The organism is Donghicola sp. XS_ASV15, from assembly GCF_041224595.1.
In the GTDB taxonomy this organism is placed as follows: Bacteria; Pseudomonadota; Alphaproteobacteria; order Rhodobacterales; family Rhodobacteraceae; genus Donghicola.
Genome location: NZ_JBGFGN010000151.1, coordinates 76496 through 102377, shown reverse-complemented (window position 1 = coordinate 102377; position 25882 = coordinate 76496). Strand labels below are relative to the sequence as shown.

Genomic DNA, 25882 nt, shown 5'->3' with positions numbered 1-25882 from the left:
GGGGCTGGCATGGTCGAGGTTGTGGATGCGCTGGTGATCGGCGCGGGACCCGCTGGGCTGATGGCGGCCGAAATGCTGGGCGCCGAGGGGCGGCGCGTGGTTGTTCTGGAGGCTAAGCCGAGCGTGGCGCGCAAGTTCCTGATGGCGGGTAAGTCGGGGCTGAACATCACCAAAGACGAGGATATGCCGGCGTTCGTGGCGGCCTATGGGGCGGGGGTGGAGCCTTTGGTTCCGGCGCTGCGCGATTTTGGGCCGGTCGAGATGATGGGCTGGGCCGAAGATCTGGGCGTGCCGTTGTTCGTGGGCAGCTCGGGGCGAGTGTTTCCGAAGGTGATGAAAGCCTCGCCCTTGTTGCGCAGTTGGTTGCGGCGGCTGGACGGATACGGGGTCGAGATTCGGGTGCGGCACCGCTGGGCCGGTTGGGATGGCGATGACGTGTTGGTCGATGGGCCTGAGGGGCGTGTCGTGTTGCGCGCTGGTGTGACTGTGCTGGCATGCGGTGGTGCGAGCTGGGCGCGGCTGGGGTCTGATGGCGCTTGGGCGGAGTATGTGGGGGATGTGGCCCCGTTCCAGCCTGCGAACATGGGGTTTCTGGTCGATTGGTCCGAGCATATGGCCAAGCATTTTGGCGAGCCGGTCAAGGATGTGGCCCTGATCGCGGGGGATCAGGTGGAGCGTGGGGAGTTCGTTGTCTCGGCGCGTGGGGTCGAGGGCGGCGGAATTTACGCTGTTTCGCGGGCGGTCCGCGAGGGGGCGGACCTGCGCGTCGACCTGCTGCCGCATTTGTCCGTGGATGAGGTGCGCAAGCGTTTGGCGCGGGGCAAGGCGAAGGATTCGCTGGCCAACCGGCTGCGCAAGACGTTGTCGATGCCGGCGGTGAAGGTGGCTTTGGTACAGGAATTCGCGCGGCCCTTGCCCGATGATCTGGCGCCGGTGCTGAAGGGGTTGCCTTTGTCGTTGGTGGGGCCGCGTCCAATGGACGAGGCGATTTCGGTCGCGGGGGGACTGCGGTTCAGCGCTTTGGACGGGAAGCTGATGCTGCGGGAGCGGCCCGGTGTCTTTGCCTGCGGCGAGATGCTGGATTGGGAGGCCCCGACGGGGGGCTATCTGCTGACCGCGTGTCTGGCGAGTGGGCGCTGGGCAGGCTTGGCCGCGGCGCGGTATTAACGGCTGTTTCCCAGCATCGTAAGGCGCAGGAGCGCGCGTTCGACCAGCGCCATGTCGGGGGCGGTTTGCCCCGCCGAGCGTAGTTTGAGGTCGGTTTCCACCAAAAGCCCGATGGCGGTTTGGAGTTTCAGGCTGGGCCAGCGGCCGGCCTGACGTTCCAGTTTCGAGCGGCGGGGGCCGAAAACGGGAGGACGGAGCGCAGCGATGCCAGCAGAAGGGCCGCCGGGGGCAGAGGCCACGGCATGCAGGGTTTTGAAATGCCGCAGGGCAAAGATCATCAACTCGGTCGGCTTGGTGCCTTGAGCCTCGAGACGGCGCATCACGGGGCCAAGCTTTTGCGGCTGGCCGTCCGACACGATATCGAGCACATCATCAATCGCGGCCTCGGTCGAGGCGGGGGCGCAGGCGGTGATATCCTCGGCGGTGACGGGCGAGGTGTCGCCATATTTGTAGAGGGCCAGCTTCTGAACCGTCTGGCGGAAATCGCCGGGTTCCAGCGTTTGGGCCAGCGCAACCAGCCCGTCCATCGCGTCGCGGTCGGGCAGGTCGAGGCCCGATTCCCGCACGATGCCCTCAATCTCTTCTCGTCCCGGCGGGTCGTTGTAGATGCCAAGCGCATAGGCCTGAGGGTGGCTTTCGAACACTTTGCGCAGGGCAGATTTGGCAGCAAGCTGGCCTGCCGTGACCACAAGAACGGCATCGCCCGGACGCCAGCCTTCTAAAGCTGCGGCAATGGGTTTGGCACAGCCGTCGGTCGCATCCTCGACAAACACGCAGCGCTGGCCGGGGAAGAAACCTTGTTCTTTTAAAGCGTCGAACAAGAGCGCGCCGTCTTTGCGCACGTCCGCGCCTTGGACGCGGTTCAGGCGCATCTCGGATTCGCCGTCGGGGCCGATCAGGTTAGAGACGATTTTCTGCCGGCGGTCGGCGACCCGCATGGGGTCTGCGCCGTACAGCAGTATCCCCGGCCTCCCTGGGTCAGGGCGCGCGATATAGCTGCTGGCGTCGCGCGGAGACAGTTTCATTGCAGGCGCGTGGCCTCTGCGGTCAGACGGGCGACGACCAGATCGGCCAGCTGGGTGGCCAGACGTTCGGCGGCATCCGCTTGGGCGGCCTGCGTCGCAACGGTCGAGCCGGTGGCCGAATAGCCGGTAAAGGCCGTGACAGACCCGTGGGCCAAGGACGCCTCGCTGCCCGCGCGGCGGACGGAATAGGTGGCCTTGCCCGACAGCATGTAGCGGCTGGTGATCTGTTCGGACGTGATGCCTTGGGCCGAACGCGTGATGTCCAGATCGTAGGTCAGCACCAGATCGCCCGACGTGGTCAGGCCTGCGCGTTCTTCGAACCGGCGCACGAACAGATATTCCAACCGGTTCTCGGGGTCCCGCGCCCGCAGCCGCCCGAACAGCGACTGCGCAGCCCCGCCCGGCGCCAGAGACGGTTTCAAACCGCATCCGGCCAGACCCAGGGTCATTGCCGCACCCAGAACAAAGGTGCGGCGGGTCAGGTTAAACGACGACATTGACGATCCGTCCCGGCACAACAATCAGCTTTTTCGGTGCGTTTCCATCGAGCGCACGCACAACAGCTTCGTGTGCGAGGGCCAGCTTTTCAACCTCTTCCTTCGCCAGATCTTTGGGGACGGTGATTTCGCCGCGGCGCTTGCCGTTGATCTGGATGGGCAGGGTGACCTCGTCCTCGACCAGCATCGATTCGTCCGACTTTGGCCAGTCGGCCTGAGCGATCAGACCCGTGCCACCAAGCAAGGCCCAGATTTCCTCGGCCAAGTGGGGGGTGATGGGCGACATCAGCTGCGCAAGGATCTTGGTCGCCTCGCGCTTCGCATCACCGCCTGCCTTGGATTTCGCCAGCGTGTTGGTGAAACCATAGAGCTTCGCGATCGAGGCGTTGAAGCCAAAGCTTTCGACGCCTGCGGTCACATCGTGGATCGCCTTGTGCATCTCGCGCAGCAGGGCTTTGTCCTGATCGTTCGCAGCTGTTTCGTCCGCTGCAGCATCGGTGGCAATGCGCCAAACGCGGCTCAGGTGCTTGTAGGTCGCTTCGGCACCCGATGCAGTCCATTCCACGTCACGCTCGGGCGGGCTGTCGGACAGCATGAACCAGCGGGCGGTGTCCGCGCCATAGGTGTCGATGATCGCCAGCGGGTCGACCACGTTGTTCTTGGATTTCGACATCTTGGCCGAGGGCACAACCTCGACCTCGGCGCCGGAGTCTTTCAAGACAACCTTGCCATCCTTGGTCTCCACTTCTTCGGGGTAGTGGTAGACGGGGCGGCCATCAGCGTCCTCGGTTTTGTAGATCGCGTGGGTCACCATGCCTTGGGTGAACAGAGCGTTGAATGGCTCTTTGGACTTTTCGGGCAGGTGGCCGGTGATGTTCATTGCGCGCGCAAAGAAGCGCGAATACAGCAGGTGCAGAATCGCGTGCTCGATCCCGCCAATATACTGGTCGACGTTCATCCAGTACTCGGCCTCGGCCGCATCGGTCGGGGTGTCGGCGCGCGGCGCAGTAAAGCGGGCAAAGTACCACGAGCTGTCCACAAAGGTGTCCATGGTGTCGGTCTCGCGGCGCGCGGGCGCACCACAGGACGGACAGTCACAGTTGCGCCATGTGGGGTGACGGTCCAGCGGGTTGCCCGGCACGTCAAAGGTCACGTCGTCGGGCAGTTTGACCGGCAGGTTCTCTTTCTTCTCGGGAACGACACCGCAAGCCTCGCAGTGCACCACGGGAATCGGGCAGCCCCAGTAGCGCTGACGGGACAGACCCCAGTCGCGCAGACGGAACTTGGTCACCCCGTGGCCGACGCCTTGAGACTCGCAGAATTCGATCGCGGCGGCGACGGCATCTTCGCCGGTTTGCAGCTCGGCGCCACAGAACCCGCGAATGTAGCGGACCGTCTCCGATTTCATCGGGACGAAGGCCTCTTCTTTTTGCTTAAAATACTCATCTGCACCGTCCGCTTCCACGTCCGCAGACACGAAAACAGGGGCAATGGGCAGGCCATACTTGGTGGCGAATTCAAAGTCCCGCTGGTCATGGGCGGGGCAACCAAAGATCGCGCCGGTGCCGTAGTCCATCAGGATGAAGTTCGCGATATAGATCGGCAGCTCCCACGAGGTGTCGAACGGGTGGCGCACGGTCAGGCCGGTGTCAAAGCCCTTCTTCTCGGCTTTTTCCAGCTCTTCCTCGGTGGTGCCCATGCGGCGGCAGTCTTCGCAGAAGGCCGCGATCTCGGGGTTGGTCTGCTCCAGCTGCTTGGCCAGCGGGTGGTCAGGCGAGATGCCCATAAAGCTGGCGCCCATCAGGGTGTCGGGGCGGGTGGTGTAGACCTCAATGCGGTCGAACCCGTCGGGTGCGTCCACGGTCGAGAAGGCGAACTGCAGACCGCGCGACTTGCCGATCCAGTTGGCCTGCATGGTTTTCACCTTGGCGGGCCAGTTGTCCAGCGTGTCGAGCGCGGACAGAAGTTCGTCCGAGTAATCGCTGATCTTGAAGAACCACTGGGTCAGCTCGCGGCGCTCGACCAGAGCGCCTGAACGCCAGCCGCGGCCGTTTTCCACCTGTTCGTTCGCCAGAACGGTCATGTCGACCGGATCCCAGTTCACGACGGCGTTCTTGCGGTAAACGAGGCCCGCTTCCAGCATATCAAGGAACAGCGCCTGCTGCTGACCGTAGTATTCCACGTCGCAGGTGGCGAACATGCGGTTCCAGTCCAGCGACCAGCCCATGGGCTTCATCTGGGCAACCATCTCGTCGATGTTGCCATAGGTCCAGTCCTTGGGATGACCGCCCGACTTCATGGCCGCGTTTTCCGCAGGCATGCCAAAGGCATCAAAGCCCATGGGGTGCAGTACGTTGTGGCCGGTGGACAGCTTGTAGCGCGCGATCACGTCGCCCATGGTGTAGTTGCGCACGTGGCCCATGTGGATGCGGCCCGACGGATAGGGGAACATCTCGAGCACGTAGTACTTTGGCTTGTCGTCGCTGCGTTCGGCGGTGAACACACCGGCCTCTTCCCAGGATTTTTGCCATTTGGCTTCGATTGCGTTGGCTTCATAGCGTGACATCAGACGGACCCCGATCATGCGATACTTGCGCGGGGTGATAGGCGTGTGTGGCCTTTTGGTCCAGAGGCAGCCTGTTTTTTTACGGATTTACCGTTGTGCAGTCGCGTTTCTTCGGCCTATCTCTGATTTAGGCAGAATTGTGGTAGCGTACTTGATGGACATTTTATTTATTCACAACAACTTCCCCGGGCAGTTCAAGCACCTTGCGCCCGCTTTGGCGGCCAAAGGGCACCGTGTATTGGCGCTGACTCCGCGTGTGAACAAGCCCACCAAGTGGCAGGGTGTCCAGATTATCCCCTACACGATCAAGGCTCCGAAGGCGCAACACGTGCATCCATGGCTGTTGGATATGGACACCAAATTGCACCGCGCAGAGGGCGCGTATCGCGCCGCGATGGACCTGAAGAAACAAGGCTTCAACCCTGCGGCTGTGATTGCGCACCCCGGTTGGGGCGAGTCGCTGTTCATGAAGGACGTGTGGCCCAACACCCGCCTCGGTTTGTTCTGCGAGCTCTACTACCAGTCTTCTGACGGCGGTATGAACTTTGATCCCGAATTCCCAGCGCGCGAGGCGGCGACAGAGCCCATGCGCATCCGGATGAAGAACGTAAACAACCGACTGCATCACGAGATCATGGATGCCGGCATCTGTCCGACCAGCTTTCAGTTGTCGACCTATCCTGACGCGCTCAAGACCAAGATCACCATCTCTCATGACGGGATCGATACAGATGCCATCGGCCCGAATTCCGAAGCGCGTCTAGAGATTGAGGGGCTGTCGCTCAGCAAAGAGGACGAGGTTGTCACCTTTGTGAACCGTAACCTCGAGCCATACCGAGGCTACCACATCTTTATGCGGGCGCTGCCCGAACTGCTGAAGCGCCGCCCCAACGCCAAGGTATTAATCGTTGGCGGGGACGGGGTCAGCTATGGAGCCGCGCCGCCCAAAGGACAAACCTGGAAGCAGATCTTTATTGATCAGGTGCGCGGGCAGATTCCCGACGAGGATTGGGCGCGCGTCCACTTCCTTGGCAAGATTCCCTACGACAAGTTCCTGACGATGCTGCAGATCACCAGCGCGCACGTCTATTTGACCTATCCGTTTGTCTTGTCTTGGTCGCTGATCGAGGCAATGGCCAGCGAGGCGCCGATTGTGGCAAGCGATGTGGCCCCTGTGAAAGAGGTCATCGTGGATGGTCACAACGGGCAGTTGGTGGATTTCTTCGACAAGGGCGCCTTGGTGGATCAGGTGTGCAACGTGCTGGAAGACAAAGAGCTTGCGAGTCGTTTGGGCAAGAATGCTCGCGAATTGGCGGTCTCAAAGTACGATCTCAAGCGGGTTTGCTTGCCCTGCCAGTTGAACTGGATCGAAAATCTGATCGCGCGTCCGAGGATCGAACCGACTGACTAAGGCGCACCGCCGCAAGTCTGTAGAAACAACAAAGGGGCCCTGCGGCTAGCCCTTAGGATAAATGTTGATCTTCTGAGGTGTCGACGCTACGGTGTCGGCACTTTTTTGTTGTGTATCAGTGACTTCAGGTGGTTTTGGGGTGGTAAAACGGCCAGTTTTACGGCCGGAGATTTCTCCGGGAGGGCGAGCGCGGCGTTTGCCACGGTCTCCGGGCGGGTTTTCGGTTAATTTTTGTCGCAACCCGCTCTGTGAGCGGTACGGCATTTTGCCGGATCCCTTCGACACTCGGGGCCGTGGCCTCGAGAATACTGGCGCGGTGACCGGAAGGGGGGCTGAACGGGCCTATAAGTGCCCAAGCTGCCAGACGTTCCATACCCTCAAGTCAAATCAGGCTGTGCTTGAGGAATACGCGCGTCTGGGACGACTGTATAGGAAAAAGTTTTTCGCAAGTTGTCAGACCGCATCTTGCGTCAACTTTGGGATCCCCGTTCATCTGGCACCGAAGTCCTACCGGAGCTTTGGCAAGACCGCCGCTGGCGATCCGCGGACCCAGTGCAAAGCCTGCAAAAAGACGTTTTCATTGGGCAAACCCACGCGCCGGCACAAGAAAACCCATGAGACCATCTCTATTTTCAAGGCTCTGACCAATAAGACCTCGATCTCGAGGCTGACAGAGATCCTCGACGTCACACCAGCCCATATCTATTCGAAGATCGATTTCCTGAACGCGCAGGTTCTAAAATTCGCAAACCGGCGAGAGGCGGACTTGGGGGCTGCCTTGGCCGGGAAGTCTGTTGTTTTCGCAACAGATGCGCAGGTGTTGACCGTGAACTGGCCGGCGCGGGAACGGCGGGGCATCATTCCCTTTCTACACCTATGTACCGTGCATCAAGGCAGCCAGTATGTGTTGGCCTCAACGCTGGATTATGATCCGGACATCAGCCCGGAAGAGGTCGACAATTACATGGAAGCCGTGGGGGATTTCGATCGTCCGCTGTCCATGCGCAGCCAGGCCCGGCTCTGGTCCAAACGCGAATACGAACGCTCGGTGATGAGCCAGAATGCGACCATCATTTCTCAGGACGACCTTTGGGTCGGCAATGGCCTGAAGCTACCGGGAACCGGATGCCGTGTCCGGACAGATTACGCGGCTTATGGCCATCTGATGCATGTGAAGAAACTGATCGGCGATCGCTACCGACACGCGCAGTTCTGCCTCGATCCCGACAGCGTGCTCGCGCCTGCACTTGCGGCGCTCATGGTGAACGAAGTCACCCGCGGAAGGGTGGACATAGCGCAGATCAAGTTCGAGAAGGGCCTGAGCAACGACAAGAAGCAGGCCTATAAGGCCATTGGTGATAGGGCCTACAGGGACCTTCGGGAAACCTATTTCCACGACATCCAGAGGATCAGGGCAGAGCATCCCGCCCTGACAGAACAAGAGGCCTTGGTCGCGATCCTGCTGGAGCAGTCGGATGAGATGACATCCCCCGAGGAGCGCGCTCGCGCATTGAAGACTGACGGCTTCAAGTGGCCCTTCCACAACAAGGGCGAGCCGAACAAAACCATCTATCTCTGGACCGGCTCGGCGCAGCATACGGCGGTGACGCTGGCGCGGCTGCTCTGCCGAGGGTCGACCCATCCTGCGGATGCCTATTTTGCGCGCCTGCGTCGACGTGTGGCGGGCTTTGAGCGGGGCAGTTCCTCGACCTCCAATGCGGGACGCACGTGGTATGCCTACGCCTTTTACGATCCCGAGATGGTCGTGAAGATGCTGAACATCCTGCGCTTCTATCAGAACTACATGCTGAAGGGCCCGGACAATCAAACGCCTGCCATGCGGATCGGCCTGGCCAAGGGCGTTGTCCGCGCAGATGATCTGTTCAGCTACACCTGACGCGTGCGCGACTTGTAAAGCTGTCTCGCAACGAGACCCGCCAGTCAGACGCAAGCCCCAGCGAAACAATGGTTTTCCAGATCCTGCGAATCTTGGAAATGCTCTCAGGCTTGTATAACCCTGTTTTCCATTACACGTGGGGGATTTGAGCATGACCGAGCCAGCAGCTGAGCAGAGCAGCCAGAAGATCAAATATCTGGAGTTCATCCAGGCGATCATCACACGGATGGCCTCGGAAAGTGCCGCGATGAAGCGCTACGCGCTGGCAGTGACAGCAGCGGTCAATTCCACGGCGGCAGCGACCGACACGTGGTATCTGGCTATGGCAGGGGCGCCGTTACTGGCGGTCTTCTGGCTGCTGGATGGCCAGTACCTCACGCTCGAGCGGCAATACCGGGGGCTTTACGATATCGTGCGCCTCCCCGACACCCCTGCAGACCTGAGCCTGAAGATCCCCGACGAGATTGCGAAACAGCAAACTCTCGGCCAATCCGCCTTTGGCTGGTCGGTCTGGACCCTCTACGCTGCCCTGATGCTACTCTGCGTCCTTGTGGCGGGGGCTGTAATGATTGTGCCCGGAGCTGCGCAATGAGGACGCTGACAGCAAAAGAGGCCTACGCAGAGGCTGTCCGGCGCATCAAGGCTTGGCAGCCCGGCAAGGCACTAGACCTCGCAATTGAAGGGCTGATCGAAATTCCTGAGTGCATCGGGGAGATCAATCCGACCGAGCTATTTTTGACGGTCAATAATCGTAAATCCGGAGGGATAACAGGCGCCCGAGGGGTTTCAGATCTTGGCCCACTCTCGGGCCTCACCGCCCTGCAGAAATTTGACTGCGCCATCACCAGCGTCAGCGATCTCAGCCCACTCTCGGGCCTCACCGCCCTGCAGAAATTTGACTGCGCCGCCACCCGCGTCAGCGATCTCAGCCCACTCTCGGGCCTCACCGCCCTGCAGAGCCTTCACTGCGGCTGGACCCGCATCAGCGATCTCGGCCCACTCTCGGGCCTCACCGCCCTACAGAGCCTTAAATGCTGGAAGACCAGCGGCAGCGATCTCAGCCCACTTTCGGGCCTCACCGCCCTGCAGAGCCTTCACTGCGACCACACCCGCGTCAGCGATCTCAGCCCGCTCTCGGGCCTCACCGCCCTGCAGAGCCTTCACTGCGGCTGGACCCGCGTCAGCGATCTCAGCCCACTCTCGAGCCTCACCGCCCTGCAGCGCCTTGCATGCCGCAAAACCCGCATTAGCGATCTCAGTCCACTCTCGGGTATCACCGCTCTGCAGAGCCTTGACTGCGATAGGACCGAAGTGAGCGATCTGCGACCGCTTTCGGAATTGCCAAACTTGACCAGTCTTCACGCACTGCTTTACGACATCGCCAAGTGGTCGCCGGAGCTATTTTGTCGTGAGCAAATTGAAAAACTGACGCTCTCAACTCTCTCGGGTGTTCCGACGGAAGTGCTTTCCCAGAGTTGGGACGACAACTGCGCCGACCGCCTGCGTGCCCACCTTCTCGATCTCGGTCCTGACCCTGTCGCTCTTGGGGATGCAAAGCTGCTCGTGCTGGGAAATGGCCGCGTGGGCAAAACCCAGTTGAGCCGGACGCTGTTGGACGACAGATACGACCCTTCAGTCGCCTCCACACATGGGATCATCGTCCGCAGCTTTGATCTGCCGACCGACTCAGATCCGGAGCCGCGCATTCAGCTCTGGGATTTTGGCGGTCAGGACATTTACCACGCGACCCACACCATGTTCATGAAAAGCCGTGGAATGTACCTGCTCGCTTGGACGCCCGAGCATGAGGACAACGACACCCACAGTGTGGGCGGCCACACCTTTCGAAACCATCAGCTGCCCTACTGGCTAAACCAGATCAATGCGTTTGCTGGGAAGGAAGCGCCGCTGATTGTTGTCCAGACACAGGCGGATACCTTGCGTGACCGCAGGGCTATTCCAGACTACGCACAGGCGGCGTATGAGGGCTTCTCTAATGCACTCTCCATTGATCACAGTGCCAAGACTGGACGTGGTCAGGGTGACCTCAATGATGCGCTCCTTGAAGCCTATCAATTGATCGACAAGCCGTTAATCGGCAAGACACGCTTTGGCGTCAAACGCGCCTTGGAGGACATGATTGCCGAGGGCAACAGGCGCACGATGACGTTGGATGAGTTCGCCGCGCTCTGCGACGCCCATGGTGGGGTCACACGCCCCGATCTGTTCTTGGAGACGCTGCACAACGCTGGCGTGGTCTTCTATCGCGACGGGTTCTTCTCGGACGAGATCATCTTGGACCAGCAATGGGCGATCACAGCGATCTACTCCGTCCTCGAACGGGAGACATCCACCTTCGCAATCATCAAAGGTATGCAAGGCAAATTCCAACAGGCTCTGTTGGGCGAGATGCAGTGGAACCGCGATGGGTATAGTCCTGAAGAACAAGAGTTGTTCATCAGCATGATGGAAGCCTGCGGGATTTGCTTTGAGTATGAGCAGAGCACTAGGCACACGCCAGTAACCTACATCGCACCGGACCTCCTGCCAGAAACGGCATCGCCTTCTTGGGATGGTGAGGATGCCGGGGCCACACAGATCCGAACCTATAGTGCGCATCCTGCTGCCCTCATGCGGAGCGTGATATGTGCCATCGGCGCCCAAGCAGGCACAAAGGGTGAATTCTGGCGAACCGGCCTCTGCGTCTTCGAGGGTACTTTACAAGGCTGGGTACGGATCGAGATGGCGTCAGGGGATACCTCCTCCGAACAGATCATCATCCGGACTGGCGGTACGCGCGCCGCAGAGCTTCTGGCACGCATTGAAGAGATTGTGGAGCGGGAAGAAGGCCGACTTGGGTTTCCAGCAATCGCGTCCGACAGCCCTTCATCGAAATCCCTGCCCAAGGCCTCTGACGATCAATCAGAGCCTGCCTTGAGCTACACCCGCCCCAGTGCCGAAGACAGTGGTTGGTTCTTCTCTTATGCGAATGCAGATGAGCTGGCGGACGAAAACCGTCCGGTTGCGACATTTTGCGAAAAAGTCGAGCGCGAACAGGGCGTAAAAATCCGGCGGGATGTGAACGAGCTTAAGACCGGCGAGGCAATCGAGCCGTTCATGCGCGAATTGTCCAAGGGTGCCAAAATCTACATCTGGCTGACCGAAAATTATCTCCGATCGCCGTTTTGCATGTTTGAACTGCACGAGATCTGGAAGCGCTCCGAACTGGAGGCAACGACCAATGACGAGGCCCGCGCATTATTCAATAATCGCGTAGAAGTCATTCTCGGCGATGTGAAGATACGGCTCCCAACGGACATCGCTGTCTACAGAAAATTCTGGAACGAACAATTCGAAGTAATCTCGGAAGAGATTAAAGAAATGGGAACGGTCGACGACCTCACCGTGCAAACCCGAAACGCAATAAACGGGTTCAAATCCCAGACCGGTGCCATCTTGCGCTACGTCGGGTCGTGCCTGCGGGAAACCGATTTCGATAAACTGACCTGAGGTCGCTGTTTCGGTGCCCGCCAAAAGCAGCGAAGCGCAGGAAAGTCCCCGCGCTTCGAATTATCAACATTTACCGTAAGGGCTAGGCCCTGCGGCCCCTTTTCGTATTCTCCGATTAACGTGAAAGAATCACATGCCCAGATCGGCCACCCGAAGCTGACGGGCACGGGTGAGAATCGCGTCTTCGACCGCGCGCTGGGTGTCGATGCTGACGGGGGCGCCGCCGCGCGTTTGCAGCGCCACATTCAAAGAGCGCGCGTCCAGAGCGCTGTCTGTCACGTAGATCGTCGCGCGATAGGCGCGGCCGCCACCCGGAGGTGTGCCATAGCCGGTCGAGATCACGCCCGAGAACGGATCGATCGTTTCAACAGGCAGAAAGTTCAAAACTTCGAGTGACGCGTTCCAAAGGAATCGGTTAACTTCGCCAACCTCTGCGCGGTCAGGCTTGATCAGCATGTTCAGAACACTGGTGCGATCCTTGGAGATACCTTGCTCTTCTAGGTACTCATCATATGCCTCGTCCGGAGATTTCTCGGTGGCATATTTCCCGCAGCCGGACAGGCCAATTGCCGTCGCAAGAGTAAGACATACAATACGGGCCATCGCGCGGGTCATGCGGGCTCTCCTAAAAAGTCGAAAAGTCACTTAAGCTGCTTAGCCGGCCTTATCTCTACGAGCAAGGCGGCTTTTGGACCTTATAAGGGGCAACCCCGCAAATAGTGAGGCAAAAGACTCCGAAAGGCTGATCAAATGGTCCGGAAAAACTCTTGTGGCAAATGAGCATCACTTAACTGTTTGTTGCCAAGGGGTGCCATCGTTGGCTTGCAACAGGGGGGGCGTTGGGTGCATTCAAACTTCATCAAAACCGGTACACCGGATTGGTACGTGCCTTACGACACATGAGGGAAAAAATGAAAAACGTTCTTTTCGCGACCACCGCGCTGTTCGCAACCGCAGGCTTTGCCGCGGCAGAAGTGAGCCTCTCGGGCTCGGCTGAAATGGGTATCAAAGGTGGTGACCAGGGCATCACTCACGTTGTTGGTGAAAACAACGACGAGCACTACGCTGATCAGTTCCACAACGACATCGACATCACCTTCACCCTGTCGGGTGAGTCGGACAACGGCATCACTTTCGGCGCGACCATCGACGCTGACGAGTTCGGCGCTGGCTTCGGCGACAGCGGCATGACCGACCACTCGGTCTTCATCTCGGGTGACTTCGGCACTCTGACCATGGGCGACACCGACGGCGCTCTGGACAAAGCAGTTGCTGGCAACGACCTGATCGGCGATATCGCTGACGCATCGACCACCTACTCGACTGTTGACGCAGGCATCGATGGCAACCTGGACGAGCAGGTTGCTCGTTACGACTACTCGATCGCTGGCTTCGGCCTGTCGCTGTCGGCTGAAACCGACGACGAAGGCGTTGATCGTTCGACCTGGGGCTTCGGCGTAACCTACTCGGTAGCAGGCTACGACTTCGGCGCTGGTTACCAAGGCGGTGAAGATGCAGAGCAGTGGGGCCTTTCGGTTGGCACCAGCCTTGCAGGCTTTGACCTGGTTGCAAACTACGTCGAAGGCCGTGACAACACCATCGGTGCTGTTGACCCCGTAACCGCAGCATACGGCTTCGGCGCAGTCTACACCATGGACGCTCTGTCGGTTGGCCTGATGTACGGCGAAACCCACACCGACGCTGACGGCGTAATGGGCTCGACCACTTCGGGTGTTGGCATCGCAGCGAACTACGACCTGGGCGGTGGCCTGGTTCTGAAAGCTGGCTACGGCGAGCAGGGTTCGGAAAACGAGAACGTGTTCGACAAGTCGGTCAACATGTACTCGCTGGGTCTGGCGATGTCCTTCTAAGGTCATCTAGATCTTTGATTAGGGAAGAGCGGGCAATTGCCCGCTCTTTTCTTTTGGGGAATGCCTTTCCCTTGGAAACGCGAAGGCTTATTTCGGTCGGGTATTGTTTCCAAAGGAATTGAGATGGCCCCCCCCTCGCCCTCGCAAATCAAGTCCGCGATGCAGCAAGCGATCCAGTTGCGTCAGTCCGGTCAGTTTAGTCAGTCGCTCCAACTCTTGCAGAAGGTCCTCGCGGTCGCGCCGCGCTTGGCCGAAGCGCATTATCATCTGGCCCTAACCGCCAGCGAGTTGCACCTGCCCCGCACCGCGGTGAAAGCGCTGAAGACGGCAGATCGTCTGAAGCCGAAAACCCCCGAAATCCTCAAGGCTCTCTGTTCGGCGCAGATGGCGTGCTACCAACACAAAGAGGCGCTCAAGACCCTGAACCGACTGCGCATGCTGTTGCCGAAGAAGCGGTCTATTCGTCTGGACGAAGCTCTGATCCGGATGCAGCTGGGGGATTTCGATGCCTCGAACAAGCTGATCGAAGGGTTGATCACCGAAGTGCCTACCTATGGCGAGAACTACCGCAGTTACGTTCAGCCGCGCCGCATTCAGGCAGGCGATCCGATTATCGACAAGATGCTGGCGGTCTACGATCTACCAGAGGTGACAGCCAAATCACGCTGCCATTTGGCCTATGCCTTGGGCAAAGCGTACGGTGACCTGCGCGAAGACGACAAGGTGTTCACCTACTTGCACGAAGCCAACAGGTTGCAGCGGGAATACGCTGCTCCGAATATGGAGGGCGCGGCAGAAGAGGTTGATCGGTTGATTGCTGCGCAGCAGGACGTGGTGCTGCCGCCGATCACGGAAACAGATGCCCGCCCGATCCCGATTTTCGTCTGCGGCATGCCGCGTTCGGGGACTACGCTGGTAGAGCGTATCTTGGGGCGCCACTCAGAGGTGACGAATGCCGAAGAACTGGCGATTGGCAGTAAACTGGCGCGCGCTTCTCTTGGTGGTACGACCAAAGAGCCCGGAAATCTGAAGGACGTCGCGCAAAATACCCTAGAAACGGTTGCCCGCCGGTTGCGAGCGGCGCTCACGGAATGTGCGGATGGCTCCGCAAAATATGTGACCGACAAATCGATTATGACCTTTCTCACCATGCCTGCGCTGACAATGGCGATGCCTGACGCGCGGTTTGTCGTGGTGCGCCGAGACCCGCGCGATGTCGCCTTGTCGATCTATCGGAACCATTTTGCCGAGGGAACGCACAAGTACGCGTTCAAGCTCGAGGACATCGCCAAGCAAGTGATCCTGTTCCAGAAATGCGTCGAGGCGTTTCGCGACCAGATGGGCGACCGCATGATCGAGGTGCAGTACGAGGACTTGGTCGAGGACCCCGACACCCAGATCCCGCGTCTTGTGAACGGCGTAAATTTGCAGTGGCAGGACGCCTGCCTTCATCCAGAAGAGGGCGAGGGCGCTGTGCGGACATTGAGCCTTGGACAGGTGCGCGTGCCGGTTTACAAGTCTGCCAAAGGTGGCTGGCGCCGCTTTGCCGACGAGATGAAACCCTTTATCGAGACTTACGAGGCCCTCAGCAATGTCCCTCTCCGAGATTAAACAGCGTCTATCCAAAGCCTGCGCCGACCATGGTCGCAACGAGGCGGACGTCACCCTGATCGCGGTGTCCAAGGTGCAGCCCAACGCGCGCGTCGAAGAGGTGCTGAAAGAGGGTCACCGCGTTTTTGGTGAAAACAAGGTGCAGGAAGCGGCGGGAAAATGGCCCATGTTCCGCGAGTCCTATAACGGGATCGAATTGCACCTGATTGGCCCGCTTCAAAGCAACAAGGCCCGACAGGCGATGGAATTGGCGCAGTCGATCCACACGGTCGATCGCCCGAAAATCGCCACCACAATCGCCCGTTTGGCGCAGGAAATGGGCCACTGCCCCGAGCTGTTCATTCAGGTGAACACAGGCGAAGAGCCGCAAAAAGCAGGTATTGCGCCCGCTGATGCAGATGGGTTCATCAAGGAATGTCAGGGCATGGACCTGCCCATTCGCGGCCTAATGTGCATCCCGCCGGTGGACGAAGAGGCAAGCCTGCATTTCGCTTTGTTACGCAAGATTGCAGAGCGAAACGGCCTGTCTGGTTTGTCCATGGGCATGAGCGATGACTTTGAAAAAGCCATCAGTTTTGGCGCGACACATGTTCGTGTGGGTAGCGCGATCTTTGGTGCGCGCGACTACGGGTAATGTGACTTGCTCTTGCGCTGGCCAAATGCTCGACTGAGTGCATTGGACTTGGAGTAATAAATGCGTTTTCGTTTTTTGGTTCTGGCGACTCTTTTGTCTTTGCCTTCGGTTGCCGCTGCAGAGATGTCTGTTGTGTTTGAATGGGGCAAGATTCCGCGGTGCACGACGGGTCGGCCCAACGCTGTCCCCAACCCCGAGTTTATCCTGAAGGACGTTCCGGAAAACACGACACATTTGCTGTTCCGGATGATTGATCTGGACAACCCCGGGGCCAATCACGGGTCAAAGCGGCTGAAACTGAACGTGACTGGGGATGTTGTGATCCCGTCGGGTGTGTTCCGTTATGCCAGCCCTTGCCCCAAGAATGCGATCCACACCTACGAATGGCGTGTGAGTGCGCTGAATGGCTACCAGCACATCATCACCGCGTGGCGCCGTCGGAACTACCCTGAATAATTACAGAACGATCAGCTTGCTTTCGTAAGTGATCCGGCGGGCAATCCAGCGCAGATCCTGCGGATCGAATGCCACACAGCCTGCTGTCGGATATCCGGGGCGGCGCCACTGGTGGATAAAGATCGCGCTGCCTTTGCCGCGTTCGGCGCGAGGCCAGTTCCAGTCGGTGATCAGCACCAAATCATAGAGCGGATCGGCGCGGCGCAAGGCCTCGTGACTGTGGGGGTAGGGGGCGCGGACCATCAAGTTGTAGTCCTGATCTTTGACATCGTCGGACCACAGGTCGCGTGGGCGGATGGGCACGGCCCAGTCGGCAGGGCGCGCCATGCGGTCGGGGCGATAGAGCATTCCCAGAATGCGGTGAGTCCCGCGCGGGGTGGCGCCATCGCCCTCGCGTTTGTCGATGGCGCTGGTGATCCCGCCGCGCCCGATGGTGCGGGGAAAGCGGCGGTTCAAGAAGCGGACGCATGTCGGGGTGACGACCAGATCGTGGCGGTTCATAGCAGGTGCCCCGACTTCTTGGCCTTGGTCGCGAGGTAGGCTGCGTTCTGCGGGGTCTGCCCGAGGATCAGCGGTACGCGCTCGGCAACCGAGATGCCCATCTTTTCCATCATCGCCATTTTTCGCGGGTTGTTTGTCATCAGGCGGACCGAGTTGAAGCCCAGACGACGCAGGATCGCGGCACCGATGCGGAAATCGCGTTCATCATCCTCGAAACCCAAACGGTGGTTGGCCTCGACCGTGTCGAAGCCCTGATCCTGCAAGGCATAGGCGCGCATTTTGTTGGCAAGGCCGATGCCGCGCCCCTCTTGGTTCAGATAGAGCAGGACGCCCGCGCCTTCGGTGCCCATCTGCTGTAGGGCACCATTGAGCTGGGGGCCGCAGTCGCATTTCAGGCTGCCCAACACGTCACCGGTGAAGCAAGCAGAATGCAGGCGGGCCAGAACGGGTTCATCGCGAGAGGGATTTCCGATCTCGATCGCGTAGTGCTCTTCGTTGCCGTCTTCGGGGCGGTAGATGTGCAGGCGACCCGCCTCGGACGCGACCATGGGCAGGCGCGCGGCGGCGACGGGGTGCAAGGACGCTTCGGCGGCGATGGCAGGTCCGGCGAGGCCCGTGTCGATCAAGGTCAGGCGGTGTTCAGCAGCGAATGCATCGGGGTTGTCCAGAGGGACCGCCAGCGCGGCGGGCAATAGGTGCGCGGTTTTCACAAGCTGGATGGCCAAGCGGTGCAGGCTGGCATCCCCGCCACGGGCGATCTGGAACGGTCCCTTCATGGGCACGTCCATGTCGTGCTTGGGGTCTGCCATGGCGCGCACCCACCAGAGGTCAGCCTCGTCCGGCACGGTGATGCGTGCCAAATCGCCGTCATATGGCGTCGCCTTTAAAGTTTCGGCACGATGAGAGGTCAGGACAACGACCGGCGGTTTCCCCAGACTGCGCAGATCGGCCAGACGCGCAACGGACAGGCTTTCTGCGGCCATGACCAGCAGAGAGTCGGTGCCACGCAGCACAATAGGCACGCCCATTCGCAAATCGCCGCGGGCGCGGGCCAGATCCTCGATGATGTCAGGGGCGAAGGCCATTGTTTCGGCTCCTCTCTTAATTCGAAGAGTTCTGTAACTCTTTGAGCCGGAAATTGAAATAAAACCCTTCACCCCGACACGAGGGCGTGAAGTTGGTGCCACAAACCTTGTCGTGAGCCTGTGTGAAGCTCATCTCACACGCAAGAGAGACAACGGAGAACTAAAATGTCGCAACTGCGTAAGATCCTTTTGGTAGACGATGACGAGGACCTTCGCGAAGCGCTGAGCGAGCAGCTGGTGATGACCGAGGATTTTGATGTCTTTGAGGCCGGCAACGGCGCCGAAGCCATGGAAAAGGTCAAAGACGGTCTGTTCGATCTGGTGATTCTGGATGTTGGCTTGCCCGACACTGACGGTCGCGAGCTGTGCCGCCGGATGCGCAAGCAGGGTGTCAAAGCGCCCGTGTTGATGCTGACCGGCCATGACAGCGACGCTGACACCATTCTGGGTCTGGACGCTGGCGCGAATGACTACGTGACCAAGCCGTTCAAGTTCCCCGTTCTTTTGGCTCGGATTCGCGCACAGCTGCGCCAGCACGAGCAAAGCGAGGACGCAGTTTTCGTCGTTGGGCCCTATACTTTTAAGCCTTCGATGAAAATGTTGATCACTGCTGATGAGAAAAAGATCCGTCTGACCGAGAAAGAGACGAATATTCTAAAGTTTCTACACCGCTCTCCCGATGGGGTAGTTGCCAGAGACATCCTCTTGCATGAAGTATGGGGATACAACGCTGGGGTGACAACGCACACGCTAGAGACGCACATTTACCGGCTTCGCCAAAAAATCGAACCCGATCCCTCGAATGCGCGTCTGCTTGTGACAGAGTCCGGTGGCTATCGACTAAATGCCTAAGCTTTGCGGCAGATCAATGTTTGGCACGCTGTATGCAGGCACTCTAGAATTAAGTACCCCGCGCATGTCCGGGTTATGACATGTACCTCCCTGTTGGACTTGGCCCGGGCTTCGGCTCGGGTCTTTTTTTATTCCGGCATCGCCTTTCGTCATGGAAGGCGGGCAGGTATATCGCTGGGGAAGACTTTGAATGAACGAGGGCGACATGGGCTTTACTCTGGCAACGTGGAACATCAACTCGGTCCGGCTGCGCGCGGGTCTGGTCGAGCGTCTGATGACCGAAGATGCCCCTGACGTCCTGTGCCTGCAAGAGTGCAAGAGCCCCGTCGAGTTGATCCCGATGGAGGCGTTTCGCGCCCTAGGGTACGAGCACATGATTGCCCGCGGCCAGAAGGGCTATAACGGTGTCGCGATTCTGTCCAAGCAGCCGATCACCGAAGTGGCCAGCTTTGACTTTGCCGGTTTGGGCCATGCGCGCCATATCGCGGGTCAGCTGGAAAATGGTGTGACGGTGCACAACTTCTATGTCCCTGCAGGTGGCGATAAGCCCGACCGCGAGATCAACGAGAAGTTCGGGCAGAAGCTGGATTATCTGACCGAGATGCGGGACTGGTGGCACGCGAACGCGCCGCAGAAATCCATCATGGTGGGTGATCTGAACATCGCCCCGCGCGAGGATGATGTCTGGAGCCACAAGCAACTGCTCAAGATCGTCAGCCACACTCCGATCGAGGTAGAGCATCTGGCGCAGGCGCAGGACGCAGGAAACTGGGTCGACGTGACCCGTCAGGACATCCCCGAAGGCCAGCTCTACAGCTGGTGGTCCTACCGTGCCAAGGACTGGTCAGCAGCGGACAAAGGCCGCCGTCTGGACCACATCTGGGCCACGCAGGACATCGCGAACGCGGGTCATTCCAGCCGAATCCGCCGCGACGTGCGTGGATGGGAGCAACCCAGCGACCACGCACCTGTTTTCGCGAGCTTTGACCTTTGATATTCATTCTTGCGCCCTCATATAGGGTGCAACAGACCACTAAGGGAATTTGACGATGTTCGAACTGGGACAAGGCAATGCAACCGCCGCCCCCGCCGCCGACGATCTGATTATGGATGTGAGCGAAGCGGACTTTATGGACAAGGTCGTGCAGGCCAGCATGACCACCCCTGTCATCGTGGATTTCTGGGCCCCGTGGTGCGGCCCGTGCAAAACACTAGGCCCGCAGCTTGAGGATGCCGTGAAGGCGGCCAAAGGCGCGGTTAAGATGGCCAAAGTCAACGTGGACGAAAACCAGATGATCGCGGGCCAGCTGCGCGTGCAGTCGATCCCGACGGTCTATGCCTTCTGGCAGGGTCAGCCGGTGGATGGATTCCAAGGTGCTGTGCCGGGCTCCGAGATCAAGGCGTTCGTCGAGCGTGTGGTTCAGGCAGCTGGCGGTGATGCCAGCGGCGGTCTGGATGACGCGATCGCAGCGGCCGAGGAGATGATGGAAAACGGCGAGGCTGTGGATGCGGCGCAGGTGTTCGCGGCGATCCTCGAAGAGGACCCGAACCATGCCAAAGCCTATGGCGGACTGGTCCGTGCCCATATCGCGACCGGCGATCTGGAGCAGGCAGAGGCCATCCTGAATGGCGCCCCCGCCGAGATTTCGAAAGCCCCCGAGCTGGAAGCGGCCCACGCGCAGCTGGAGCTGGCCAAGCAAGCGTCTGACGCGGGTCCTGTGGCTGAACTGCGTGCGCAAGTGGAGGCGAACCCAGACGATCTGCAGGCGCGTTTTGATCTGGCGCAGGCGCTTTATGCCAACGGCGATGCCGAAGGTGCGGTGAACGAACTGCTCGACCTCTTCCGCAAGGACCGAGAATGGAATGACGGTGCTGCCAAAGCACAATTGTTCACCATCTTCGAGGCGCTGAAGCCCAATGATCCGGTTGTGCTAAATGGGCGCCGTAAATTGAGCTCGATGATATTTGCCTGATCGCTAACGGGGCCTAGTTGATGCGTATGCTGTCATCATCTGATCTGCCCGAAACAATTGCGATTTTTCCTCTGCCTGGTGCGCTGCTCTTGCCGCGTGCCCGGTTGCCTTTGCATATTTTCGAACCGCGCTATCTGGCGATGATCGAAGACTGCATGAAGACGCCCCAGCGTCTGATTGGCATGATCCAGCCCGAAAAGGGGCCGGCAGGGGGCGCATCGGGCCTAAGTACTATCGGCTGTGCCGGTCGGTTGACCCAATTCTCGGAAACCGAGGATGGGCGCTACATGATCACCCTGACCGGCGTGTCGCGGTTCCGCATGAAGCGCGAGATCGACGGGTTCACGCCCTATCGCCGCTGCGAAGTGGACTGGAGCGGGTTCGAGCGCGATCTGGGGAAACCCGAGATCGACGGGGCCTTTGATCGCGGACCGTTTATGGATCTGCTGTCGCGCTACTTTGCTTCCCAAGACCTGTCGACGGACTGGGAAAGCCTTGGCGATGCGGATGACGAGATGCTGATCAACGCGCTGTCGATGCTGTGCCCGTTCTCGCCCGAAGACAAGCAAGCGCTGCTAGAGGCGCCGTCATTGACCACGCGGCGCGAGACGATCATAACCCTGCTCGAATACGCCCTGCACAGTGGCAATGACTCCGGAGATTTCATGCAATGACCCAAGCAGCCGCTTTTGACCGCCGTATGCTAGAGGCGCTGATGTGTCCGCTGACTCTGACCACGCTGGAATACGACGCGGAAAAGCAGGAACTGATCTCGAAATCAGCCAAGCTGGCGTTCCCGATCCGCGACGGTATCCCGATTATGCTGCCCGATGAGGCTCGTAAGCTGGATTGATCCGGCTTACAGCGCCTCGCCCTTGAGCAGGCGGGGTACATCGCCGGTCAGACCCGCTGCCTCGCGGATAAAGGTCCGGCGCAGACGCGGCATCGCGTTGATCACACCCATCCCCAGATCTCGACCCACCCGCAGGAGCGGGTTGTCGTTCGAGAACAGCTTGTTGAACGCGTCCATGGCCAGCGCCATTGAGGTCGCGTCGAACCTGCGCCATTCCTGATAGTGCCCTAGAACCACCGGGCTGGCGATATCGTCGCCGCGGCGTTGTGCATCGATCAGAACCTGTGCCAATGCGCCGACGTCTTTTAGACCTGCGTTCAGGCCTTGACCGGCGATGGGGTGAACCCCGTGGGCCGCATCCCCGATCAGCGCCACGCGTTCGGCGACAAAGCTGTTCGCGATGGTGATGTTCAGCGGGTAGGTGAAGCGCTTGCCAGCCAGTTTGATGTCGCCAAGGAAGTCACCAAAGCGGGGGCGCAGAACTTCGATATAGCTGGCGTCGTCCAGCGCGTTGATCGCAGCAGCCTGATCGGTGCGCTCGCTCCAGACGATAGAGCTGACATTGCCGCGCAGGGGCAGGATTGCCAGCGGACCGGGCGGCATGAAGAACTGGTGGGCGGTGCCAAAGTGGGGCTTCTCATGCTCAATCGCGCAGACCAGAGCGGTCTGGTTGTAGTCCCACCCGCTGCGTTTGATGCCCGAGCGGGCCTGCACGCCGCTGCGGCGGCCATCGGCGCCGATCAGCAGGCGCGTGCGCAGGGTGTCGCCGTTGTCCAGCGTGACAGTGACGCCTGTGGGATCGACAGTTTGGTCGACTGCGGTATGACCTGAAATCTGGGTGATATTCGGCTCTGCATCCATTGCGGCCAAGAGAACGGGGCGCAGGTGACGATCCTCCACCATATATCCCATTGGGCCTTCTTCGATCTCGGCGTGATCAAAATGCATCCAGAACGGCGAGGGGCCTTCGCCCGCGCGGCCGTCCGTTACCTTGATCTCGAGCATGGGCTGCGCGGTGTCCGCCAGATCGCGCCAGAGGCCGAGCGCGCCAAGCAGTCGCTGGCTGGCCAGCGACAGCGCATAAGAGCGCCCGTCAAAGCCGCTCTCTGCCCGCGTGGTGGCAGGCAGGGCGTCGATGATGGTTACCGTCAGGCCCTGTTGGGCCAGTGCAAGCGCCAAGGATGGGCCAGCCAGCCCACCGCCGACGATCAGGATGTCACTCGTCTGGGTCATGCCTTGCAATATGCGCTGCCGGTCGGGATTGTCCACGGGATACGGCAGGGATAGGGTCGATCTGCGGCATTTAGACGGAGGCAGCAATGCAGGATTGGTTGACGAAAAGCGCGGCAGATCAAGGACGTGCGATCGGGCAGGGGACCTTGGACCCTGTCGCACTGACCGAAGCCTATCTGGACGCGGCTGCCAATCATCCGCACGGCACGCGCATCTATGCCCGGCTTACGCGGGAACGCGCGATGGCAGAGGCCGAAGCAGCGGCGTTTCGCGCTAAAAACGGGGTGCGTCGGGGCATTTTGGATGGCGTTGCGATCAGTTGGAAGGACCTGTTCGACAGCGCGGGCGTCGCAACCGAGGCAGGCTCAGCGCTGTTTGAGGGCCGCGTGCCTGATGCAGACGCCGCAGTTCTGACCGATGCCACCCTGCAAGGTGGCGTCTGTCTGGGCAAAACCCACATGACTGAACTGGCGTTCTCGGGCCTCGGGTTGAACCCCGTGACCGAGAGTCCGCCGAACGTGAACGACCCTGAAGCGGTCTCTGGAGGGTCGTCCTCTGGGGCGGCGGCATCGGTTGCATGGGGCTTGGCGGCGGCGGCTGTCGGGTCGGACACAGGCGGATCGGTGCGTGTGCCCGCGTGCTGGAGCGATCTGGTGGGCCTCAAGACGACCTCGGGGCGGATTTCTCTGGATGGCGTGGTGAAACTGGCCGCGAAATTCGACACGGTTGGCCCGCTCACACGCTCGGTTGAAGATGCGGCGCTGATGTTCGCCATGCTGACAGGTGCCAAGGCGGTCGACCTTGGGGGTAGCAGCCTGTCCGGTCGCCGCTTTGCCGTGCTGAAAACCGTGGCGCAGGACGATCTGCGCGACACACCTGCCGAAGGTTTCTCGGCAGCGCTCCGCAAACTCGAAGCGGCAGGTGCAACGCTGGTCGAGGTCGAAATCCCCGAAGTAGCAGAGATCATGGGCATGGCGGGTGTTCTGTACACGCCGGAAACCTACGGCACTTGCGGCGATCTGATCGAGAGTGCGCCGGAAAAGATGTTCCCGCCCGTGCTCGAACGTTTCCGCGCAGGACGTGACCATAGCGCGATAGACTATGTCAAAGCGTGGCTGTCACTGGAGAACCTGCGCCAAAGCTATGCCGCCAAGGTCGCGGGCTTCGATGCAGTTCTGCTGCCCACCGCGCCCTCTATGCCGCCAAAGATCGACGATCTGATGGCGGATCACGGGTACTTTGCGCAGGAAAATCTGCTGGCCTTGCGAAACACACGGATCGGGAATTTGACCGGCGGCGCGGCGCTGACGCTGCCGACTGGAGTGCCTTCGACGGGGATCAGCCTGATGGGTCTGGCGGGCAGCGAAGAGCGCCTGCTGCATATCGGGGTTGCCGCCGAAGCTGCGCTTCGCGCCTGAAAAGCCACACCCATACTTATGGGAGCCTCGCTGAACTGGACGTGAAGGCGAGGGTTAGCTATTCTTGCCAAAAAACAAGGGCCATCGCGCCCTGATAAGAGGCAAATAGCAGGACCCATGACAAACGACCCGTTCCCCGAGCGGTTTGCGTCGCTGCCCCCGTATGCATTCCCGCGTCTGCGGGCGCTGCTGGATCATCTCCAGCCCGGAGGCGATGCAATCCACATGACAATTGGTGAGCCCAAGCACGCGTTTCCCGACTGGGTAAAGGACGTGCTCTCTGCCAATGTGGACGGGTTCAACAGCTACCCCCCGAATGATGGCACGCCCGAGTTGCGAGAGGCCATCGCAGGGTGGGTTCATCGCAGATATGGTGTCGAAATCGACGCGGCATCCCAGATTTTGCCTCTGAACGGGACGCGCGAAGGTCTGTACAACGTCGGAATGGCCCTTTGTCCCGAACAGAAAAACGGCCAGCGTCCGACCGTTCTGATGCCTAACCCGTTCTATCAGGTCTACATGATTTCCTCGATCAGTGCGGGGGCCGAGCCTGTGTTCGTGTCTGCCACGGCCGAGACGGGTCACCTGCCTGATTTCGCGGGCCTTCCGACGGACGTTTTGGACCGCGCGGCCATGCTTTACATCTGCTCGCCCGCGAATCCCCAAGGGGCCGTGGCGTCGGAATCATACTGGCGCGATCTGATCGCTTTGGCCGAAAAGCATGACATCCGTATTCTGGCGGATGAGTGTTATTCCGAGATTTACCGCGATACACCGCCCCCCGGCGCGCTGGAAATCGCGACCAAGATGGGTGCGGACCCCGAGCGGGTCATCATTTTCCATTCTCTGTCCAAGCGCTCGAACCTACCCGGTTTGCGCTCTGGCTTTGCCGTGGGTGGCCCCGAGAGCCTGAAGCATATGAAGCAGTTGCGGAACTATTCCGGTGCGCCGCTGCCTCTGCCGATCCAGCGTGTGTCCGAAAAGGTCTGGGCAGACGAGGACCACGTTATCGAGAACCGCCGCCTGTATCGCGAGAAGTTCGAGATCGCCGACGAAATTCTGGGGAATGCGCCGGGCTACATGTCGCCCGAAGCGGGGTTTTTCTTGTGGCTGCGGGTGCCGAATGGCGAAGAAGCTGCCGTCAAGCTCTGGACTGAAACCGGTGTGCGTGTGCTGCCCGGTCGCTACCTGAGCAAGCCCGACGCCAACGGCGTGAGCCCGGGCGATGAATACATCCGCGTGGCGCTTGTCGCCTCGGCAGAAGAGGTGCGCCGCGGCCTGACCGCGATCAAAGCGTGTCTCTACGAGCAATAAGAGGGAGG

23 protein-coding genes are annotated in these 25882 nt (G+C 59.9%); 16 read left to right on the top strand and 7 right to left on the bottom strand.

The window, feature by feature from the left end:
- The first annotated feature begins 9 nt into the window (after positions 1–9).
- Complete coding sequence (locus AB9K37_RS13080; RefSeq protein ID WP_369839474.1) at positions 10–1167, top strand: TIGR03862 family flavoprotein; 1158 nt, start codon at positions 10–12, stop codon at positions 1165–1167.
- Here the strand turns inward: AB9K37_RS13080 and holA are convergent.
- From holA to leuS, 3 genes are read right to left on the bottom strand one after another with little or no spacing between them, the layout of a single operon-like run.
- Positions 1164–2192 carry a DNA polymerase III subunit delta gene (gene holA / locus AB9K37_RS13075; protein ID WP_369839472.1) on the bottom strand — a complete coding sequence of 343 codons (1029 nt, stop codon included), beginning with the start codon at positions 2190–2192 and terminating at the stop codon, positions 1164–1166. The genes AB9K37_RS13080 and holA overlap by 4 nt on opposite strands.
- Positions 2189–2689: an LPS assembly lipoprotein LptE gene (gene lptE, locus AB9K37_RS13070; protein WP_369839469.1), complete on the bottom strand. Its 501-nt coding sequence runs from the start codon at positions 2687–2689 to the stop codon at positions 2189–2191. The genes holA and lptE overlap by 4 nt, the downstream gene beginning before the upstream one ends.
- Positions 2676–5255 (bottom strand): leucine--tRNA ligase, encoded by a 2580-nt coding sequence (leuS, locus tag AB9K37_RS13065; protein ID WP_369839466.1) that lies wholly within the window; start codon positions 5253–5255, stop codon positions 2676–2678. The genes lptE and leuS overlap by 14 nt, the downstream gene beginning before the upstream one ends.
- 154 nt (positions 5256–5409) lie before the next feature.
- Here leuS and AB9K37_RS13060 point away from each other — a divergent pair, with 154 nt between their 5' ends.
- The 4 genes from AB9K37_RS13060 (at position 5410) to AB9K37_RS13045 (ending at position 12073) form a co-directional block, all read left to right on the top strand.
- On the top strand, positions 5410–6666 hold the full coding sequence (locus AB9K37_RS13060; protein WP_369839464.1) for a glycosyltransferase: 1257 nt from the start codon (positions 5410–5412) through the stop codon (positions 6664–6666).
- Positions 6667–7246: 580 nt separating this feature from the next.
- Positions 7247–8563 (top strand): hypothetical protein, encoded by a 1317-nt coding sequence (locus AB9K37_RS13055; protein WP_369839461.1) that lies wholly within the window; start codon positions 7247–7249, stop codon positions 8561–8563.
- Between the two features lie 151 nt (positions 8564–8714).
- Positions 8715–9155 (top strand): hypothetical protein, encoded by a 441-nt coding sequence (locus tag AB9K37_RS13050; protein ID WP_369839458.1) that lies wholly within the window; start codon positions 8715–8717, stop codon positions 9153–9155.
- Positions 9152–12073 carry a COR domain-containing protein gene (locus AB9K37_RS13045; protein ID WP_369839456.1) on the top strand — a complete coding sequence of 974 codons (2922 nt, stop codon included), beginning with the start codon at positions 9152–9154 and terminating at the stop codon, positions 12071–12073. Before AB9K37_RS13050 ends, AB9K37_RS13045 begins: the two co-directional genes overlap by 4 nt.
- 129 nt (positions 12074–12202) lie before the next feature.
- On the opposite strand, the gene AB9K37_RS13040 is transcribed toward AB9K37_RS13045, so the two are convergent.
- Positions 12203–12688, bottom strand: coding sequence for a DUF3576 domain-containing protein (locus AB9K37_RS13040; RefSeq protein ID WP_369839454.1), 486 nt, complete (start codon positions 12686–12688; stop codon positions 12203–12205).
- 296 nt (positions 12689–12984) lie between these two features.
- On the opposite strand from AB9K37_RS13040, the gene AB9K37_RS13035 reads away from it, so the two are divergent.
- The 4 genes from AB9K37_RS13035 (at position 12985) to AB9K37_RS13020 (ending at position 16645) form a co-directional block, all read left to right on the top strand.
- Positions 12985–13944, top strand: coding sequence for a porin (locus AB9K37_RS13035; RefSeq protein ID WP_369839451.1), 960 nt, complete (start codon positions 12985–12987; stop codon positions 13942–13944).
- Between the two features lie 123 nt (positions 13945–14067).
- Positions 14068–15555 (top strand): sulfotransferase, encoded by a 1488-nt coding sequence (locus AB9K37_RS13030; protein ID WP_369839448.1) that lies wholly within the window; start codon positions 14068–14070, stop codon positions 15553–15555.
- Positions 15536–16189, top strand: a complete 654-nt coding sequence (locus AB9K37_RS13025; protein WP_369839445.1) for a YggS family pyridoxal phosphate-dependent enzyme — start codon at positions 15536–15538, stop codon at positions 16187–16189. The genes AB9K37_RS13030 and AB9K37_RS13025 overlap by 20 nt, the downstream gene beginning before the upstream one ends.
- 60 nt (positions 16190–16249) lie before the next feature.
- On the top strand, positions 16250–16645 hold the full coding sequence (locus AB9K37_RS13020; RefSeq protein ID WP_369839442.1) for a hypothetical protein: 396 nt from the start codon (positions 16250–16252) through the stop codon (positions 16643–16645).
- Here AB9K37_RS13020 and AB9K37_RS13015 read toward each other — a convergent pair whose 3' ends face one another.
- Positions 16646–17146, bottom strand: coding sequence for a L,D-transpeptidase (locus tag AB9K37_RS13015; protein WP_369839440.1), 501 nt, complete (start codon positions 17144–17146; stop codon positions 16646–16648). It abuts the gene before it with no gap.
- A complete protein-coding gene (gene ribA, locus AB9K37_RS13010) occupies positions 17143–18231 on the bottom strand; it encodes a GTP cyclohydrolase II (RefSeq protein WP_369839438.1) in 1089 nt (362 codons plus the stop codon). The genes AB9K37_RS13015 and ribA overlap by 4 nt, the downstream gene beginning before the upstream one ends.
- A gap of 165 nt (positions 18232–18396) precedes the next feature.
- Between ribA and AB9K37_RS13005 the strand changes: the two genes are divergently transcribed.
- From AB9K37_RS13005 to AB9K37_RS12985, 5 genes are all read left to right on the top strand, one after another.
- Positions 18397–19083 carry a response regulator transcription factor gene (locus AB9K37_RS13005; protein WP_072709244.1) on the top strand — a complete coding sequence of 229 codons (687 nt, stop codon included), beginning with the start codon at positions 18397–18399 and terminating at the stop codon, positions 19081–19083.
- Positions 19084–19288: 205 nt separating this feature from the next.
- Positions 19289–20077: an exodeoxyribonuclease III gene (locus tag AB9K37_RS13000; protein WP_369839615.1), complete on the top strand. Its 789-nt coding sequence runs from the start codon at positions 19289–19291 to the stop codon at positions 20075–20077.
- A gap of 55 nt (positions 20078–20132) precedes the next feature.
- Entirely contained in the window at positions 20133–21056 is a 924-nt protein-coding gene (gene trxA, locus AB9K37_RS12995) for a thioredoxin (protein WP_303964030.1), read from the top strand.
- Positions 21057–21082: 26 nt separating this feature from the next.
- Positions 21083–21730, top strand: a complete 648-nt coding sequence (locus AB9K37_RS12990) for an LON peptidase substrate-binding domain-containing protein (protein ID WP_369839612.1) — start codon at positions 21083–21085, stop codon at positions 21728–21730.
- On the top strand, positions 21727–21909 hold the full coding sequence (locus AB9K37_RS12985; protein WP_369839434.1) for a Trm112 family protein: 183 nt from the start codon (positions 21727–21729) through the stop codon (positions 21907–21909). The genes AB9K37_RS12990 and AB9K37_RS12985 overlap by 4 nt, the downstream gene beginning before the upstream one ends.
- A 6-nt stretch (positions 21910–21915) precedes the next feature.
- Here AB9K37_RS12985 and AB9K37_RS12980 read toward each other — a convergent pair whose 3' ends face one another.
- Entirely contained in the window at positions 21916–23142 is a 1227-nt protein-coding gene (locus tag AB9K37_RS12980) for an FAD-dependent oxidoreductase (protein WP_369839431.1), read from the bottom strand.
- An 86-nt stretch (positions 23143–23228) separates the two neighbouring features.
- Here AB9K37_RS12980 and AB9K37_RS12975 point away from each other — a divergent pair, with 86 nt between their 5' ends.
- Both AB9K37_RS12975 and AB9K37_RS12970 read left to right on the top strand, forming a co-directional pair.
- Entirely contained in the window at positions 23229–24560 is a 1332-nt protein-coding gene (locus AB9K37_RS12975) for an amidase (RefSeq protein ID WP_369839429.1), read from the top strand.
- Between the two features lie 117 nt (positions 24561–24677).
- Complete coding sequence (locus AB9K37_RS12970) at positions 24678–25874, top strand: aminotransferase class I/II-fold pyridoxal phosphate-dependent enzyme (protein ID WP_369839426.1); 1197 nt, start codon at positions 24678–24680, stop codon at positions 25872–25874.
- The last annotated feature ends 8 nt before the right edge of the window (positions 25875–25882 follow it).